At 46.5% G+C, this 15,934-nt stretch carries 13 protein-coding genes, 1 tRNA gene and 1 pseudogene; 7 read left to right on the top strand and 8 right to left on the bottom strand.

All coding sequences use genetic code 11. The features are described 5' to 3' along the window. Positions 1-87: 87 nt before the first annotated feature. On the top strand, positions 88-1,428 hold the full coding sequence (locus tag GKS04_00185; GenBank protein QMU56658.1) for a 4Fe-4S binding protein: 1,341 nt from the start codon (positions 88-90) through the stop codon (positions 1,426-1,428). Positions 1,429-1,501: 73 nt separating this feature from the next. Next, a pseudogene (locus tag GKS04_00190) lies at positions 1,502-1,917 on the top strand (hypothetical protein). Positions 1,918-1,999: 82 nt separating this feature from the next. Here the strand turns inward: GKS04_00190 and GKS04_00195 are convergent. Genes GKS04_00195 through GKS04_00215 form a run of 5 tightly spaced genes read right to left on the bottom strand, consistent with a single transcriptional unit; the run spans position 2,000 to position 5,897 of the window. Beyond that, a complete protein-coding gene (locus GKS04_00195; GenBank protein ID QMU55620.1) occupies positions 2,000-3,382 on the bottom strand; it encodes a hypothetical protein in 1,383 nt (460 codons plus the stop codon). Continuing rightward, positions 3,379-4,356, bottom strand: coding sequence for a hypothetical protein (locus GKS04_00200; protein ID QMU55621.1), 978 nt, complete (start codon positions 4,354-4,356; stop codon positions 3,379-3,381). The genes GKS04_00195 and GKS04_00200 overlap by 4 nt, the downstream gene beginning before the upstream one ends. A gap of 11 nt (positions 4,357-4,367) precedes the next feature. Beyond that, entirely contained in the window at positions 4,368-5,351 is a 984-nt protein-coding gene (locus tag GKS04_00205; GenBank protein ID QMU55622.1) for a hypothetical protein, read from the bottom strand. Beyond that, a complete protein-coding gene (locus tag GKS04_00210) occupies positions 5,348-5,686 on the bottom strand; it encodes a hypothetical protein (protein QMU55623.1) in 339 nt (112 codons plus the stop codon). The genes GKS04_00205 and GKS04_00210 overlap by 4 nt, the downstream gene beginning before the upstream one ends. Continuing rightward, a complete protein-coding gene (locus GKS04_00215) occupies positions 5,643-5,897 on the bottom strand; it encodes a hypothetical protein (protein QMU55624.1) in 255 nt (84 codons plus the stop codon). Before GKS04_00215 ends, GKS04_00210 begins: the two co-directional genes overlap by 44 nt. Before the next feature lie 89 nt (positions 5,898-5,986). Here GKS04_00215 and priA point away from each other — a divergent pair, with 89 nt between their 5' ends. From priA to GKS04_00230, 3 genes are read left to right on the top strand one after another with little or no spacing between them, the layout of a single operon-like run. Continuing rightward, positions 5,987-8,401: a primosomal protein N' gene (gene priA, locus GKS04_00220; protein ID QMU55625.1), complete on the top strand. Its 2,415-nt coding sequence runs from the start codon at positions 5,987-5,989 to the stop codon at positions 8,399-8,401. 10 nt (positions 8,402-8,411) lie between these two features. Beyond that, entirely contained in the window at positions 8,412-11,195 is a 2,784-nt protein-coding gene (locus GKS04_00225) for a hypothetical protein (protein ID QMU55626.1), read from the top strand. Then, a complete protein-coding gene (locus tag GKS04_00230; protein QMU55627.1) occupies positions 11,192-12,604 on the top strand; it encodes a sulfatase-like hydrolase/transferase in 1,413 nt (470 codons plus the stop codon). The genes GKS04_00225 and GKS04_00230 overlap by 4 nt, the downstream gene beginning before the upstream one ends. A gap of 5 nt (positions 12,605-12,609) precedes the next feature. Here the strand turns inward: GKS04_00230 and GKS04_00235 are convergent, their stop codons facing one another. After that, entirely contained in the window at positions 12,610-13,110 is a 501-nt protein-coding gene (locus tag GKS04_00235; GenBank protein ID QMU55628.1) for a CarD family transcriptional regulator, read from the bottom strand. A 124-nt stretch (positions 13,111-13,234) separates the two neighbouring features. Between GKS04_00235 and nuoF the strand changes: the two genes are divergently transcribed. After that, positions 13,235-14,521: an NADH-quinone oxidoreductase subunit NuoF gene (gene nuoF / locus GKS04_00240; GenBank protein QMU55629.1), complete on the top strand. Its 1,287-nt coding sequence runs from the start codon at positions 13,235-13,237 to the stop codon at positions 14,519-14,521. A 3-nt stretch (positions 14,522-14,524) separates the two neighbouring features. On the opposite strand, the gene GKS04_00245 is transcribed toward nuoF, so the two are convergent. After that, a tRNA-Gln gene (locus GKS04_00245) sits at positions 14,525-14,598 on the bottom strand. A 51-nt stretch (positions 14,599-14,649) separates the two neighbouring features. Next, positions 14,650-15,504, bottom strand: coding sequence for a 4-(cytidine 5'-diphospho)-2-C-methyl-D-erythritol kinase (gene ispE / locus GKS04_00250; GenBank protein ID QMU55630.1), 855 nt, complete (start codon positions 15,502-15,504; stop codon positions 14,650-14,652). A gap of 39 nt (positions 15,505-15,543) precedes the next feature. On the opposite strand from ispE, the gene GKS04_00255 reads away from it, so the two are divergent. Further along, positions 15,544-15,933, top strand: a complete 390-nt coding sequence (locus GKS04_00255; GenBank protein QMU55631.1) for a membrane protein FxsA — start codon at positions 15,544-15,546, stop codon at positions 15,931-15,933. The last annotated feature ends 1 nt before the right edge of the window (position 15,934 follow it).

The raw sequence follows: 15,934 nt of genomic DNA on the forward strand, positions 1-15,934 counted from the left end.
GTGATTTCAGAGGAAGAGCAACTTTCCCTTGGCGAAAAAATCTGCCTCGCACTTGTGGGAGGGGGTTTGCTCGCGCTTGTGTTGCAGATGGTGGGCTGGGTTCCCGCCGGTTCGTGGACGGGGTTTATTCTCGCTTTCGGGTTTCCGGCAATTGGAGGCACGGGCTACTTCTACCTTGCTTATAAGGACGGCGCGCCCGGAATCAAAAACAACGCGAATTACTTCAAAAGTATAACGGCGCGCGGAAGCCTCGGATGGATAGCGGGCATTTTTATGACCGGCTTCTACATTCTGGTCTATATCAGCCCCGCGCCGCTTGCGGGCGCGGTGGAAATTGTGGCTCCGCTTTACGCTCTGCTTACGGGCGGCGCGGCGGCGGACACAAGCCACTGGTTTCTCTACGGATTTATCTACACAATCGCGATTCTTGTTTTCGGCGTGCGGATGATTATGCGTTACCGGCACAACCGCTATCAGCAAATACGCACCGTTTCGGTGATGTTTTTTCAACTCGGTTTCGCGTTCATCATTCCCAACATTCTGAAACTGTTTCAGCAACCGGAGTTTTATTTCAGTTATTTCTGGCCTCTTAAATACGACTACCTTTTCCCCGGCACGGTCTCAGATATGGTTGCCAACCCCGGCGGACTTGGAATGTTTTTCATTCTCTGGGGCGCGATTATGACCTTTGTGGCAACCCCGATTCTGACATACAAATTCGGCAAAAGGTGGTATTGCTCGTGGGTTTGCGGTTGCGGCGGGCTTGCCGAAACACTGGGCGACCCGTTTCGTCAACTGTCCGACAAATCAATGAAGGCGTGGAAGATTGAAAGATGGATGGTTCACGGCGTGCTTGTTTTTATAACCTTCACAACGCTTGTGCTGTGGGCAAATTCCGCGACCGGCGGACAGATTTTCGGCGGATTTTCAGGCGGGCTTTCATACGCTTACGGATTTTTCATCGGCGCGATTTTTTCAGGCGTCGTCGGTGTGGGTTTTTATCCCATTATGGGAACAAGGGTGTGGTGCAGATTCGGTTGCCCGATGGCGGCAATACTCGGAATTTTCCAGAGATTTTTCTCAAAATTCAGAATCACTACAAACGGCGGGCAGTGCATGTCTTGCGGAAACTGCTCAACCTACTGCGAGATGGGAATAGATGTGCGCGCCTACGCGCAGAAAGGCGAAAACATCATACGCGCCTCATGCGTCGGTTGCGGAATATGCGCGGCGGTTTGCCCGCGAGGAGTCCTCAAACTTGAAAACGGCGCGACATTTGCCGACAGATACAGAGGTTCGGAAAACCCGTTCGGCGCGCTCATTGAAGCGGTCAAAAGAGACAACACAAGCGGCATTGTTGAAATGCCTACAAGAGCGAGCGCGGTTAAGTTTGTACGGGGAATGAAGGATATGAGGGTACGCTCATAAAATGTCTGCCAAAGCTGCCAAAAAAAGAGAAAGAGACAACATCTTGCCCTTTTACATTAAGGGAAGATGATGCTTGTTACAGAAAAAACTTCCCATTAGTTTTCAACGCACCTGTGATTGCAAAGAAAATAATTTGAACTGTTTGGAAGCCAAAGAATGGCTTAAATCGGTTGAAAAAAGATTGGACTCGGAGATTTATCCACTCGTCCATACTGGGGTTTCTCAGATTTGTTCCATAAAACAGGAACAAAAATAGGAAACTGTTTTTATGTGCTTGCCGAACGAAAAAGAATTAATGGGTTAGAACACTTCCACTACCAAGATATTAAAATGCTTAGCGAATTCTCAATTGATGAATTTATCTCAGCTTTTGAGGATGGGACAATGTATGTTGAGTTCGACGCAAGAACCGGCCACAATCACGGAACGGATTTTCGTATAAACAGGCACAATTTCCCCAAACTTTACGAAAGCGTTATAGATGTATAGCAGTTCTCTACATGCTTTGCGTTTAAATTAATTTAGCAATTTCATGCAAGTTCTTATGGTGTTTCTGGATAGTGTCAAAATATCATGGAGTAATGTCTAATTTTAGAGGAGACAGCAAAACAGGACACCTTCCTACTGCTTTTTTCTGACAACTAGCCACCACAGTTGTGTAAATATCTTCAGATTGTATGGACTGTACTAAACTATTAAAAACTCCATTCTTGTAGACATATAGCAACTTCTTGGAATGTTGATTTCTGTCTTTGTATGACGAGGTGTGCAAACATTCCACTTTTGCCTTTACCCCAAAAAAAGAAAGCGGCGCCCTGGAAACTGCCTCATCAACCCTTTTTGTTAATTTTTTAATGAGTCTTTTGTTAGACACCAAAACTTTTAATTCAAATTCAACTAAAATATGGGTGTTGCGCTGATTGAAAGTCTTGACTGCATCAATCACAAAACCGTCAATTAAATTCACCAGTTCTCCTGCTGTATCATCAATTTTCAATTCCCTAAATAGTAAAGCGGGGAACTTGTTGGTCCGAAGATGGGTTATTACTTTTCGAAACTCATTAGAAGTTGAGCTTTCTTTGGCAAACCTTGAAGATTCTTCTCGAAGAATTGTCTTGCCTTGTTTTACGTAGTTTTTGAAATATCTCTTGTTTATATCAATACCTACACCTATTCTTCCTAATGACTGCGCCGCCACCATTGTGGTTCCTGTCCCGCAAAAAGGATCCAACACAAGTCCTTTTTTTGGCGTTGTCAATACAGTCATCCTTGCAACCAATTCTGGAGGAAAGGGACAAAAATGTTCCGGCTTTCCCTTTAATGACCAGCTACCTTGCGTTGGTATAGGAATATGCCAAATATCCGAAGGGGCTTTTCCCTCAGGATGAAAACGCTCGGGATACTTAACCCAGTACGGTGAAAGTCCGTTAGTATTTCGCAATGCGTCCACATCAAAATGCTTTAGGTTATTCCCCTTTGAAAAAAGCAGAATATGCTCACAAACGTCTCGAAATCTTCCTTTGTGCGACCAAGGGAGGTTTCTTCCTTTGTCCCAAATCACCGTATCCTGAAAGACCCAATTGGCTTTCTTTGCCATATCCATCAATTCAAAAGGTAAAGCAACTGTCTTACCCTCAAAACGAAAAGTGTCTAAAATCAGCCAAAAGGCACCGCCTTTTTTCGTAATTCTATAGAGATCGCAAAATATTTCCTTTAGTTGAGGGAAGTACTCTCCGTTAAGTTTCTGTTTAAAACCAATCTCTCCAGAAGTCCCATAGTTTTTTAGGTTTCCGTAGGGCGGTGATGTTATTACAGTATCTATCAAATTATGAGGAAAAGCTTTCAAGGCATGTCTTGCATCTGTACAAAAATATGCTAACAATGCTTCACAATCGTATTCATACTTGCTACAAGACACCGCCAACGCATTCTTGATTGTAGATAGTTTATTCATACTATCGCTTTCACTCTTCCATTAGAATCTATTTCGGCAAGATTGTTGAGGATGTTATTTACATTATCCTCATAACAACTATTTCCTGTTGCTCCATCACTATTATTCTTTCTGAAAGACATTATCCAAGTTGTCATGGGCGCAGAATCTGGCAGCGATCCGTAGATATATGCATGATTTATTATGATGTTCCATTTGTGGTTTTTTAGTCTGTCTGCAACAAGCTTGGGAAGAAACAACATAATAAATTTTTGTTGTAATTTTCCATTTTTCAATATGATATTCAGTATATTAGAATCAATTCTTTTTTCGTCCATTTGATTTATGAGTTTTTCTGCTTTCTCTGCAAATTCAGGATGTCCAGAAAGATTTTCGTTAATAAATGTAACGACCTCACTTTTCATCTTCTCTTCTAGTTGGATTTCTCCGTGAAGAGTCAAAAAAAGAAACCACTCTTCAGAAGGTGACTGGTTGTTGTGAATCTCTGCGATTTTCTTTATTAATTGAACAATTGGATATATTGATACTGAGTTAACAAATTTTCCTTTTAGCGGAAAATTTAAATCGAGATTGATAATCTTTGCTAGACAATGTTTTAGGACACGTCCTTCGGGAAATCTAAGTTCACCATCTCCTTTTAACAGATCAGCAATACTTGTTTGATGGATTATTAGACCCGGAAATTTTCTTTGAAGTTTAGACACCTCTCTTGGGCAATTCTCAACAGCAACAACCTTCCATTTATCAGAATCCCTGATAGAAGTGGCTTCTGTCCGTCCTAAAATTCCTCTGTCTATTAATTCTTGAATTTCTTTTCCTTCCCCTCCAGGAAGGGTGAGATATATAGGTGTTTGATGATCCGAATCAAGTTTGCCTTCTTCTTCTTCAACCTTGTCTATCCATAGATTCCTCACATGTTTTTTTGGAAGTCGGTCGCTTGTTATCGCTTTATCAACAGGTCTTTTGCTAGGCATTGCTTTTATTCCTATTTTAGGAGCAACTTGTTAATTTCAGCAATTAATTCCTCAAACAGAGGTTTTGGCAAAATTGGCTTGGCTACTTCAGATACCATTTTTAAAACTTGAGCAGGGGAATATGACCGTGAAACACTTTTCCTTGACTCTTTTTTATCGTAGCTCCAAGACTTCTTAACTTCCAATGCAACCTTCTTTGATACAGTTGAAATATTAGTGTTGGTTACATTTGTTATTTCACTTATTAATTCCTTTTCTCTTTCAGATTTTCTTTCGTCTCTTCTTTGTTTGTATAACTCATTGAGAACCCTTTTAAAGAAATCGCGCAATTGACGATGAAATTCATTACGGAGTTCAAGAAATGCGGGGTGAGTCTCACGAAACTTTACCCTGTCTATATTCATTGCTTCTTCAAGTTCGTCAGAGGCGTAAATTTCACAAGATGTCCAGTTTTGAAACAACGCAGCTTCGGTTGAAGGAAATCCTAAAAAATCTTTTATGTAAATACCAACAGAGCTTCCCCTAATTCTTACTAAAACACCCTGAATATCGGCAGGTTTCATTTTTCCGTGGGTTGCATAAAAATATCCTTCCGCCGATACTCGATCTCCTTCAAAAGAAAATTCTCCTGAAATACATTTCTCGTTGCCAGAAAATAGGATTGGCTTCCTTAACTCTGCTCCATCATACTTAACACAAAAGTTCTCCTCTGCTAATTTTGACACTTTCTGAATATATTTTTCTTTGACAATACCTGCGTGCCAATTATCCAAATATGGAATCGGTATATTAAGTGCTATTTCCAACATAGTTTTTGAATAAAAATCAAACATAGACCAATCTTTCAAATTTTTATCGGTCAATTCTCGTGCAATAGATTCAGGATTAAGTCCATAAAGAGATTTTGTTGCAAGAGCGGGACTGTCTTTCGAAGAGGTTTGAACTTGTATTGCTGAGGCTAAGACTTCCTTCGCTGCCCCCTTAATTTTATTCAAATATATCTCTGTAAATTGCTCATTTTTTCAGCATCATCAGTTTCTTCCCCTTCATAATCAGCCTTTTTATACTCTTTTTTCCCCGCTCTTCTTTCTTTGGTCGGCTTGGACATTTCCGCAAAATTGAGTGTTACATGAATAAGTTTTTCAGAGCCCTTGCAAGTTGAATAAATTTCCACTTCCTCACAGATTTCGTTTGCAGCAATAAAACCTATGCCTATCTTCCCTATTTTTTTTCTTCCGAGATCAGTTGTGTCAGACTCTTCTCTTTTTAAAGACTCACTTACACTTTCAAAGTGTTCCTGAAATTCTTTTTTTTGAAAACCCAGTACCATTATCCAATATCATGATCCTATCCGCATCTGGTTTGACAAATACCTCAACAAGGGTCGCATCAGCATCGTACGAGTTGTTGATTAGTTCTTTTAGACAAGCTGCGGGGGTAGAATAGAGCCCCGAACTTAGCAAATCAATAATCCGAGCGGCAACCCTGACGTCACCCTTAAATTCAGAACTTTGTGCACCTGTATTTAATACTTTTGTCATAAGTCATTTATTCCTTCTTAAAGTATAAGAAGTTTAGCAAGTCCTTGCAAAGTGCCACCCTTCCCTCTTGCGTATATACTCCCCCTTATATGCCGCCCGCCATTGAAGTAATCCTCCCCGGAAACATATCGGACAGTTTTTACTATTCGGTTCCAAAACAGTTTCAGAGCGCGGCGACTCTGGGCAAGCGGGTTTTGGTTCCGCTTGGCAATCGGCGGACAATCGGGTTCGTGGTTGAATCCCCTTCCAAGCCGCCCGAAGGCATAAAACTGCGGGACATTATTGATGTAATTGACGACGATCCGCTTTTTGACAAAACGCGGCTGGAGTTTTTCAAATGGATAGCCGATTACTACATCTGCCCGCTCGGCGCGGTTGTAAAAGCCGCGCACCCGTCGGGCCTCGGCAGTATGAGCGTGAGAAGAAAAATCTCCATCACGGAAGCCGGGAAAACCGCGCTTGAAAAAGGCAAACTGTCAAAAAGCGACCAAGCAATTCTCCACGCTCTTGAATCGGGCGAAATGACGCTTGAAAAACTTTTTGAGATCGTTGAAGACAGCGGTTTTGGAAAAATTCACCGCATTGAAAACAAGGGACTCGCCGAAATTGAATACGAAGTAAAGCGCGGCGCGAACATACGCTATGAAAAAATTTATTCCGCCGCCGCAGGCGCAAGCGCACGAAGCGAAATATCAAAAATGCCCGCGAAACGCTCCGTGGTGGAACTCGTGGAGGAGCACGGAAAAATCTCCCGCCCGGACATAAAAGACATTCTCGGAAACGCTTGCGCCCCGCATCTGAAATGGCTTGAAGAAAAAGGAATTATCACGGCGGAAAAAATAGAAATCGTGCGGGACCCGTTTTCCGAAATAAAACCGGACGACAAACCCGTTCCGAAAATGACCGCCGAGCAGCAAAAAGCGCTTTCCAAAATAAAAAAAGCCGTTAATGCCGGAAAATTCAAAACATTTCTTCTCCACGGGGTTACCGGAAGCGGAAAAACAGAGGTCTATTTGAGAACAATTGAGCAAGTCGCGGCGCGCGGCGCGCAGGCGCTTGTTATGGTGCCGGAAATATCGCTCACGCCGCAACTTGTGCAAAGGTTCAAAAGCCGTTTCGGCGACGGGGCTTGCGTGATGCACAGCGGACTCAGCGAGGGCGAAAGGTTTGATTCGTGGCGCAGAATAAAAAGCGGCGCGGCGCAAATCGTTATCGGCGCAAGGTCGGCAATTTTCGCGCCGTTTCCAAATCTGGGGCTTATTGTGGTGGATGAAGAGCACGAGAAAAGTTACAAACAGGAAGACAAAAACCCCTGTTACAACGCACGCGACTGCGCCGTTGTGCTGGGACAAATGACCGGTAGCCCCGTGATTCTCGGCTCGGCAACACCTTCGGTTGAAACCTACCGCAACGCGGTCGCGGGCAGGTTTGAATATCTCTCAATGCCGTTGCGGGTTGAAGGAAGTTTGCTTCCGCGCGTTGAGATTGTGAAACAGGAAAAAACCGTTCTTTCCGCGCCGCTCAAAAAAGCGCTTGTTGAAAATCTGAAAAACGGCGGCAAGGCAATTTTATTTTTGAACAGAAGGGGGTTTTCCACCGCTCTTATCTGCAACGGATGCGGCGAGACTTTTTGTTGTCCCAACTGCAGCATCTCGCTGACCTACCACAAAAAAGGAAACACCGTGAAGTGCCACTACTGCGGAATTGACGAAAAATTTGAAAACGCCTGCCCCGGATGCGGCGGAGAGTTTATACGTATGGGAATGGGAACACAGGCCATTGAAGATGAGGTGAAAAAAATAATGCCGTCCGCAACCGTGGCGAGAATGGACAGCGACGAAACGGGCGGAAAAACAAAACTGTTGGATCTTTACGGAAAACTTGAAAAAGGAAGCATAGATGTGCTTGTGGGAACGCAGATGGTAGCCAAAGGGCATGACCTTCCGGAGGTTACGCTTGTGGGAGTGATTTCCGCCGACATGTCTTTGTCAATACCGGATTTCCGCAGCGGCGAGGTTACTTTTCAAACGCTCACTCAGGTCGCCGGAAGAGCCGGAAGGGGAAAATCACCCGGCAGGGCTTTGATACAAACGGCAAAGCAGAACCATCCGAGCATAAAATATGCGGTCGAACAGGACGCGGTCGCGTTTCTTGAAAGTGAGTTGGAGGTGAGAAAAATCACCGGATGGCCTCCTTTTTCACGGGTCGCCGCGCTAAAATTTTCAGGAACTGTGGAGAAGAACGTTGAACTCATCGCGGAACGCGTCCACGCCCTTGCCGTTGAGGCGTCCGGAAATCTCAAATCCGGCGAAGTGGAAATTGTCGGTTATTCGGAATGTCCGATATACAGAATAAAAAACCGCTTCAGATGGCATATAATTATGCGGTCTGAGAGCCCTTCCCTTTTGGGGAATTTTTCAAGGGCTCTCAAGGAAGAAGCGGAAAGAACCATGCCTCCGAAAACCCGCGTTATTGCCGATATTGACCCGGTAAGCTTTCTTTAATCGCGCAAAAATGGCAAAAAGCAAAAAGCCCGTTCCGCCCGAACCTGAATTCGCCGCTCTCACGGTTGAAAGGTTTGAAAAAAACAACCGTAAACTCAAAGCCGGAGAGAAACGGCTTTTGCTTCAAATCGCGTCTCACAGCAGATTTCTCGCCCGCGCCGCGATACGCGACCCCGAAACCGTCTCGTTTCCGTTCTCAAACAAGGCGAGAACAAAAAACGCCATTGACAAAAAACTTGCCGCAATAAGTCGCAAAATTGGAAACACGGACGATTTTTTTGAAGAACTTCGGCGTTTCAAATACAGGCGTCTTGCGCAAATCATATATGAGGACATAAACGGCGCGGATTTCACAAAAACAATGGAAGAGTTGTCAGACCTTGCCGAAGCGGTTGTGGAAGCGTCGGTTTTACGGCTCGCGCCCGAAACCGGAGCGGACAAAGCGGGGAAATTCTGCGTTCTGGGAATGGGAAAACTCGCGGGAAGGCAGCTTAACCTGAGTTCCGACATAGACCTTGTTTACGTGTATGAAGACAACGGAAATGCCCGGCCTTTTATAGACCTCTCCCACAGACTGACAGCGGAAATAGGAGCAAACACCGAAAACGGTTTTCTCTACAGAGTGGACTTGGGACTGCGCCCGGGCGGCATGAAAGGCTCCGTGACAACGCACATCGAAGGAGTGCTGGAACACTATTTCTACCGGGGTGAAACATGGGAAAAACTCGCTCTGATGAAGGCGCGGGAAATAGCGGGCGACAAGGCGCTCGGCGCGGAACTGCTCGGAAAACTTGAGCCGTTCATCTACGACAATACAAGCTACGACCTGATTGAAGATATGTCCGAAATGAAAAGACGGCTGGAGGGAATCACAAAAAAACGCGATGTGAAACTCGCGGACGGAGGCATAAGGGGAATTGAGTTTTTCGCGCAGACGCTTCAAATATTGAACGGCGCTAACAAGAACCTGCGCGATTCCAATACACTTTCGGCGCTGAAAAAACTGCTGAAAAGAAAAACCATACCGCAGGAAGTCGCGGACGCGCTCAGGGAAAACTACCTTTTCCTCAGAAAAGTTGAGCACAACATTCAACTTGACGAGGAAACGCAAACCCATTCCGTTCCCGAATCGCCCGAAAAACTCTCCAGACTTGCCGTAATGATGGGATTTAAGAGCACGGCGAAGTTTGAAGAAACCCTTGATGATGTGATGAACGAAACCCGCAAAATCTGCGGCGAACTGTTCAAACGGCCGTCCGGAGAGGAAAAGCCGATGGAGGATTGGGAAAAAGAGGCGGTGAGAATTACCGAATTCCTCACAAGCGGCGACGTGGAAAGACCCGAAGCGCTGCGAAGCCTCGCTTCACTTGGTTTCAAAAACCCCGAAGAGGCGCTTGACATAATCACCGACCTTGAGACTCACGAAATGGCGGGAGGCGATTTCCGTGCGCGCGGACTCTCCAAAAAAATGCTGCGGATGCTGTTCAAACAGTCGTTCGCGTGTGGAGACCTGAATCTGGCGCTCACGAACCTGAAACGGCTCATGGCAAATCAGGAATGGAAAATGTCCATCTATCCGCTCATCTCGGCCGCGCCGCAAACACTTGAAATTTTCATGAAAATTATGGGATGCGAAAACCCCATAAGCTCATTTTTAATCCACAACCCCTACTATATGGGCTCGGTGGCGCTGAAAGGCAAAAGCGCGCTTGGAGAAAAAAGCGGCATATTGCGCTCTCTTGAGGAATTAACGGCGAAACTGGACTCTGACGAGGAAAAACTGGACACCCTGTGCCACTTCAAATACATGGAAACACTAAAACTGTGCGTGTCGGAGTTTGAGGAAAACATAGATTTTCAACGTACGGGAAAATATCTTTCGCTACTTGCCGAAGTCATGATTGAGGCGGTACTGAAAATCGCGAAACGCCACACGGGAAACACTGGCACGCGCGGTGTTTCAACGGCAAAAACCTGCGTGCTTGGAATGGGAAAACTCGGTGGCGGGGAACTGAGTTATTCATCGGATTTGGACATCATAGTCATACACGACGGCCCCCAAACAGAACGGTATGTCAAACTGGCGCAGAAACTCATCGGATTTTTGTCGCTGACCGACCGCCACGGACAGATTTATGAAATAGACACATCTCTGCGCCCGTCCGGAAACGCCGGCACGCTTGTAACTTCGTTTGAGGAGTTCAAGCAATACAACCGCTCTCAGACCGGGGCGCGTCTGTGGGAAAGGCAGGCGTTGATTAAGGCGTCTCACTGCGCGGGCGGGAAAAGTTTTGGAAACAAGGTTATAAACGAAATTGAAAAATGTGTTTACGAAGCTCCTCTTGAAAAGGATTATCACAAAAAAATTGCGCATTTGCGCGGGAGAATGGAGAAAGAACTCGCGCACGAAAGCGGTAATTATTTCAATTTCAAAACTGGGCGCGGCGGAATGGTGGATGTGGAATTCCTGGTTCAGTCCATGCAGTTAAAGCACGGAGGAAAACATCTTGAACTTAGAACCCCCAACACGCTTGAAGCGCTTGACCGTCTCATAAGTCTGGAAATTGTGGGTGAGAAGGAAGGCAAATCTTTGAGGGACAGTTATATTTTCCTCGGAACGATTTCAATCCTGCAGGGGATTTTCAGAAAAAAACACGGTAACAGGATTGGACCGGACGATTTTGAGCGGCTCGCACGCGAATTTGAACAGTTCCCAACCGTGGACAAATTGCGCAAGGAATATATTTCAAAAACGCGCACGACAAGAAAAATATACAAAAGGTTTTTTAATTGAACACCCCGCGCCCGGATGAAATAAAAAGATGCGTCATCATGCTCACGGACGGCGCGCGCAAGGATGTTTTTGAGCAGTTGTTGTCAAGCGGGCGGCTGCCGAACATATCGCGGCACATAGTTGAACCGGGCGGTTTCATAACCGCTTCGTCCGTTTTTCCGTCAACCACCGGACCCGCCTACACTCCATATCTGCTCGGCTCATTTCCGGGAAAGTGCAACATGCCGGGAATCCGCTGGCTTGATAAAAAACTGTGGGACAAAACTCTGACTTTCAGACGTTTGAGAAGTTATGTGAGCTATGAAGCGACTTTCCTCAATTCAGACCTGAACCCTTATCCGCCAACTCTGTTTGAACTGATTCCCTCAAGCGTGAGCATCTTCAATGAAATGACCAGAGGGTTGCCGTTCAGTCGAGACCTGACCTCTATGTCCACCGCTTTTCACAAAATCAAAAGCCATTTTTTTGAAGATGGCTACTCAATTGACAGAATCGCGGCGGACAAATTTCTGAGCTGTTTCGACGGAGACGCGCGGGATTTTCCGCTTTTCTGCTTTGCAGTCTTTATGGAGATAGATTCGCTTTCCCACAAGCTTCATCCTTTTCACAAAAAAGTCATAGACGCATATTTGAAAATGGACGGCATAGTCGGCGAGATTGTGGAAAAACTCAAACAAAAAGGCGTTTTTAAAAATACACTCCTCGCTATTGTGAGCGACCACGGACTCACGGCGACTCACACTCATTTTGACCTGTCAAAAAAGCTTGAACGCGAAGGATTCAGCATCCTTGAATACCCGAATATTTTCCGCAATTTCTTCGGCGCGGACTGCTCGGTAATGGTGTCGGGCAACTCAATGGCGCATATTTACTTGAAGAACGCGAGCAACGAAACACGCAAAAACATCGCGCGGCGGTGCGCGTCCGAAAAACAGATTGATCTGGTCATGAGCCTCCGTGAAGACGGGTGGATTGAGATTCTTTCAGAGCGCGGAAGTGCGGTTGTGAAAGCTGATAACGACACAATACTTTATGAAACAAACGGTGGCGACCCGTTCGGTTTTCAGCGCATGAGCGGGGAAATGACAAAGGACGCGCAATTGGAACTGACTTTTCAAACTGATTATCCGGACGCGCTCGTGCAGGCGTGCCAAATTTTTGAATCTTCACGCACGGGAGACATAGTGGTAAGTGCAAAACAGGGTTTTGATTTAAGGGCGCGTTTTGAAATTCCCGAACACAAAGCGTCTCACGGCTCAATGATTAAAGACCATATCTCGGTTCCCATAGCGCTCAACGCAAAAATCGCCGCGCGCCCCGCGCGAACCGTGGACATTTATCCCACCATTCTCGAACACATGGGAATCGCCGTTCCTGAAAATATTGACGGCAAAAGTCTTCTTGTTTAACGGAACTATTTGAGAACGGCGGTCTCTATTTCTTTGCCGACCGTTTCTTCGGACTTTGAAGTGGCAACCGAAATTTCGCTTAAAATAAGCGAGAATGCGTTTTCCATTATTTGCTTTTCACCGAAAGAAAGATCTTTTTTCTTGCTGGTTCTTAAGATGTCTCTGAAAACTTCGGCAACTTCAAAAATATCACCGTTTTTGATTTTTTCCGAATACTCTTTGTGGCGTTTATTCCATGCCTGCTTTTTGCCTGCGGAAGACGGTTTCGTCTTCTGCTTGAGCACCTCAAAGACCTTTATAACTCGCCCTCTGGAAATAACCTTCCTCATACCGACACTGTCGGTTTTTTTCACCGGAACCATAACGGTTATGTCGTTTTTAAGGGTTTTGAGAATATAAAAAGTGGCTTTGCTGCCCGCTATCTCTCTTCTCTCAACGGACTCTATTTTTGCCACTCCGTAAACCGGATAAACAACATTATTGCCTGCTTTGAACTGGACTGCCATTGCGGAAGGGAAAAGCGTTCGTGACTATAACAGCTAAAGGAGCGACGGTCAAACACGGGGCGGACACGGTTTTTTTCACGCGGGCGTTGTGATAAAATCCCGCCTGAAACCGTCTTTAAAGCAAATGCCTGAAACAAAAATCATAAGGAACTACACGGAAAGAGGGGCGGACTCGCGCCTGCTCCGCTCGTATCTTGAATCCGGCGGCTACGAAGCGTTGAAAAAAGCCCTGTCAATGGAGCCGGAAGAAATTACGGAAATCGTCAAAAAGTCCGGCCTTCGCGGGCGCGGCGGCGCGGGATTCCCGACCGGGCTGAAATGGAGTTTTATCCCGCGCGAAACCAGCAAGCCCGTCTACCTGTGTTGCAACGCAGACGAAAGCGAGCCCGGTAGTTTCAAGGACAGGGAAATCATCGAGCGCGACCCGCATCAGATAATTGAGGGAATGCTTATCGCGGCGCGCGCGGTGGGCGCGGAGAAGATGTATATCTACATCAGGGGCGAAATGCCGCTCGGCGCGGAAATACTTGAAAACGCCGTGAAAGAAGCGCATGAAGGCGGCTATCTGGGACGGAACATAATGGGTTTCGGGTTTGATGCGGAAATATCGGTTTTCAAGGGCGCGGGCGCGTATATATGCGGAGAGGAAACCGGAATGCTTGAGTCAATAGAGGGGAAAAACGGCGAACCGCGGCCCAAACCTCCCTTCCCCGCACAGTCAGGACTGTTTCAGTCGCCGACCGTTATAAACAACGTGGAAACGCTCGCGTGCGTTCCGCACATAATCAATAGAGGCGCGGAATGGTTTTCGTCCATTGGAACTCCTAAAAACACGGGCACAAAAATTTTCGGTCTGAGCGGTTGCGTGAACCGTCCGGGACTGTATGAGTTGCCGCTCGGTGTGCCGCTCAGGGAGTTGATATACGAATACGGCGGCGGAGTTCCCGAAGGCGGGCAAATCAAAGCAGTTTCACCCGGAGGGTCTTCATCGGGTGTGCTCACTGCGGATGAACTGGACATCACGATGGATTTTGACACTCTAAACGGGCTCGGCTCAATGCTCGGAACCGCCGGCGTTACGGTTATGGATGAAACGGTTTCAATGGTCAGCGCGGCGCGCAATCTCGCGCATTTTTACAGGGACGAATCTTGCGGGCAGTGCGTTCAGTGCCGCGAGGGAACATGGTGGCTTGAAAAAATGCTCGGGAAAATTGAAGACGGGAGCGGAGAGCCGGAATATATCGACATAATTCTTGACGCGTGTTTACAAATGACCGGAAAAACTATCTGCGCACTCGCCGATGGCTGCGCTATGCCCGTCTCATCAATGGTGAAAAAATTCAGAAGCGAGTTTGAACAAGCCATCAAGGACGGCGGGGTGAAATCCTCGCATATGGGAAAATGGAAATAGTTTTGGCTGGGGCGGGAGGATTCGAACCTCCACTGCCGGAGTCAAAGTCCGGTGTCCTGCCATTAGACGACGCCCCAAGTTGCGAAAATAAAACTACACAATAGCGCAAAACGCTCAAAGGCGCTCACTCACTCCGCCCCGTCCCACCCTTCAATTCCACGCGCGAGAAAACAGTCAAAATCCGCATCTTTTCTCATCCGCTCAAACACCTCGCGCGCGGTTTCCCAGTCTTCAAAAACCGAAAAGAAAGCAGACCCCGAACCGGTCATTAAAAACGGAATGTCATAGTCCGCACTTATGAGAGCACAAAAACGCGCGAGTTCGGGATATAGCGAAAACGCCGCTTCCTCAAGACCGTTTGTCATTTCAACCGGATGGCTGACGCCCCACATTTTTTTTGGATCTTCGCACGGTTGTCCCGAAGGGTTTAATTCATCCCATTTGCGGTAAACATCCGCCGTGAGCGACTCAAAACCGGGAAAGCAAACCACGTAGCTTAAAAGCGGAAACCCCTTGATTGGCTCAACCTTTTCACCTCTGCCCGAAATCACGCACGCCTCGCAGTCAATAAAAAGCGGCACGTCCGAACCGACCATGCCTGCGATTTCGCGAAGGGTTTTGCCGTTAAATGCGCAAAATACACGGTTAAGCCCCACAAGAACCGCCGCCGCGTTGCCGCTGCCGCCGCCGAGCCCTGCGCCCTGCGGTATGTTTTTCTTCAAACTTATCTCCACTCCGCGCTTAATTTCCGCCTTTTGTAAAAAAAGGTTTGCCGCCGCAAAAGCGGTGTTTTTTTCGGGCGCGCCCTCACAACCCGTCAAAACAATTCCGCCCGGCTCCTCGGACACTCTTATTCCAACCTCATCAAAAATACCGATTGGCTGAACAGTCGATTTTATGTTGTGAAAACCGTCAGCGCGAGCGCCGGTAACGTAAAGGTTGAGGTTGATTTTTGCCGGAGACAGAAGCGTGAACTCTTTCATACGCCGTGTTATTATGTTTCGCACGCGCGGGCAAGTCCAATGTTTTCAAAAATTATTCCCATCTTTGTAGTTGTTCCATTGATTGAATTGGCAATCCTAATAAAACTTGGAAGCGTCATAGGAACATGGGAAACAGTCTGGATAGTGGTGGCAACCGCCGTGGTGGGCGCTTCTCTGGCACGGCGGCAGGGAATATCTGTTCTGATGTCAATTATGAATGATTTGAGTGGCGGCAGAAAACCGTCTGAGACCCTTCTGGATGGGGTTATGGTGCTTGTAGGAGGCGCGCTGCTGCTTACCCCGGGATTGCTGACGGACCTTGCGGGGTTCGCTCTTTTGATTCCCCAAACCCGCGCGATAATAAAAAAATCCGTTCAAAAACGGATTGAAAGAAAATTGAACATAATAGACATAAGCCCGGACGGCTGAA

The organism is Candidatus Mycalebacterium zealandia (genome assembly GCA_014075295.1).
GTDB classification, from domain to species: domain Bacteria; phylum Desulfobacterota_D; class UBA1144; order Nemesobacterales; family Mycalebacteriaceae; genus Mycalebacterium; species Mycalebacterium zealandia.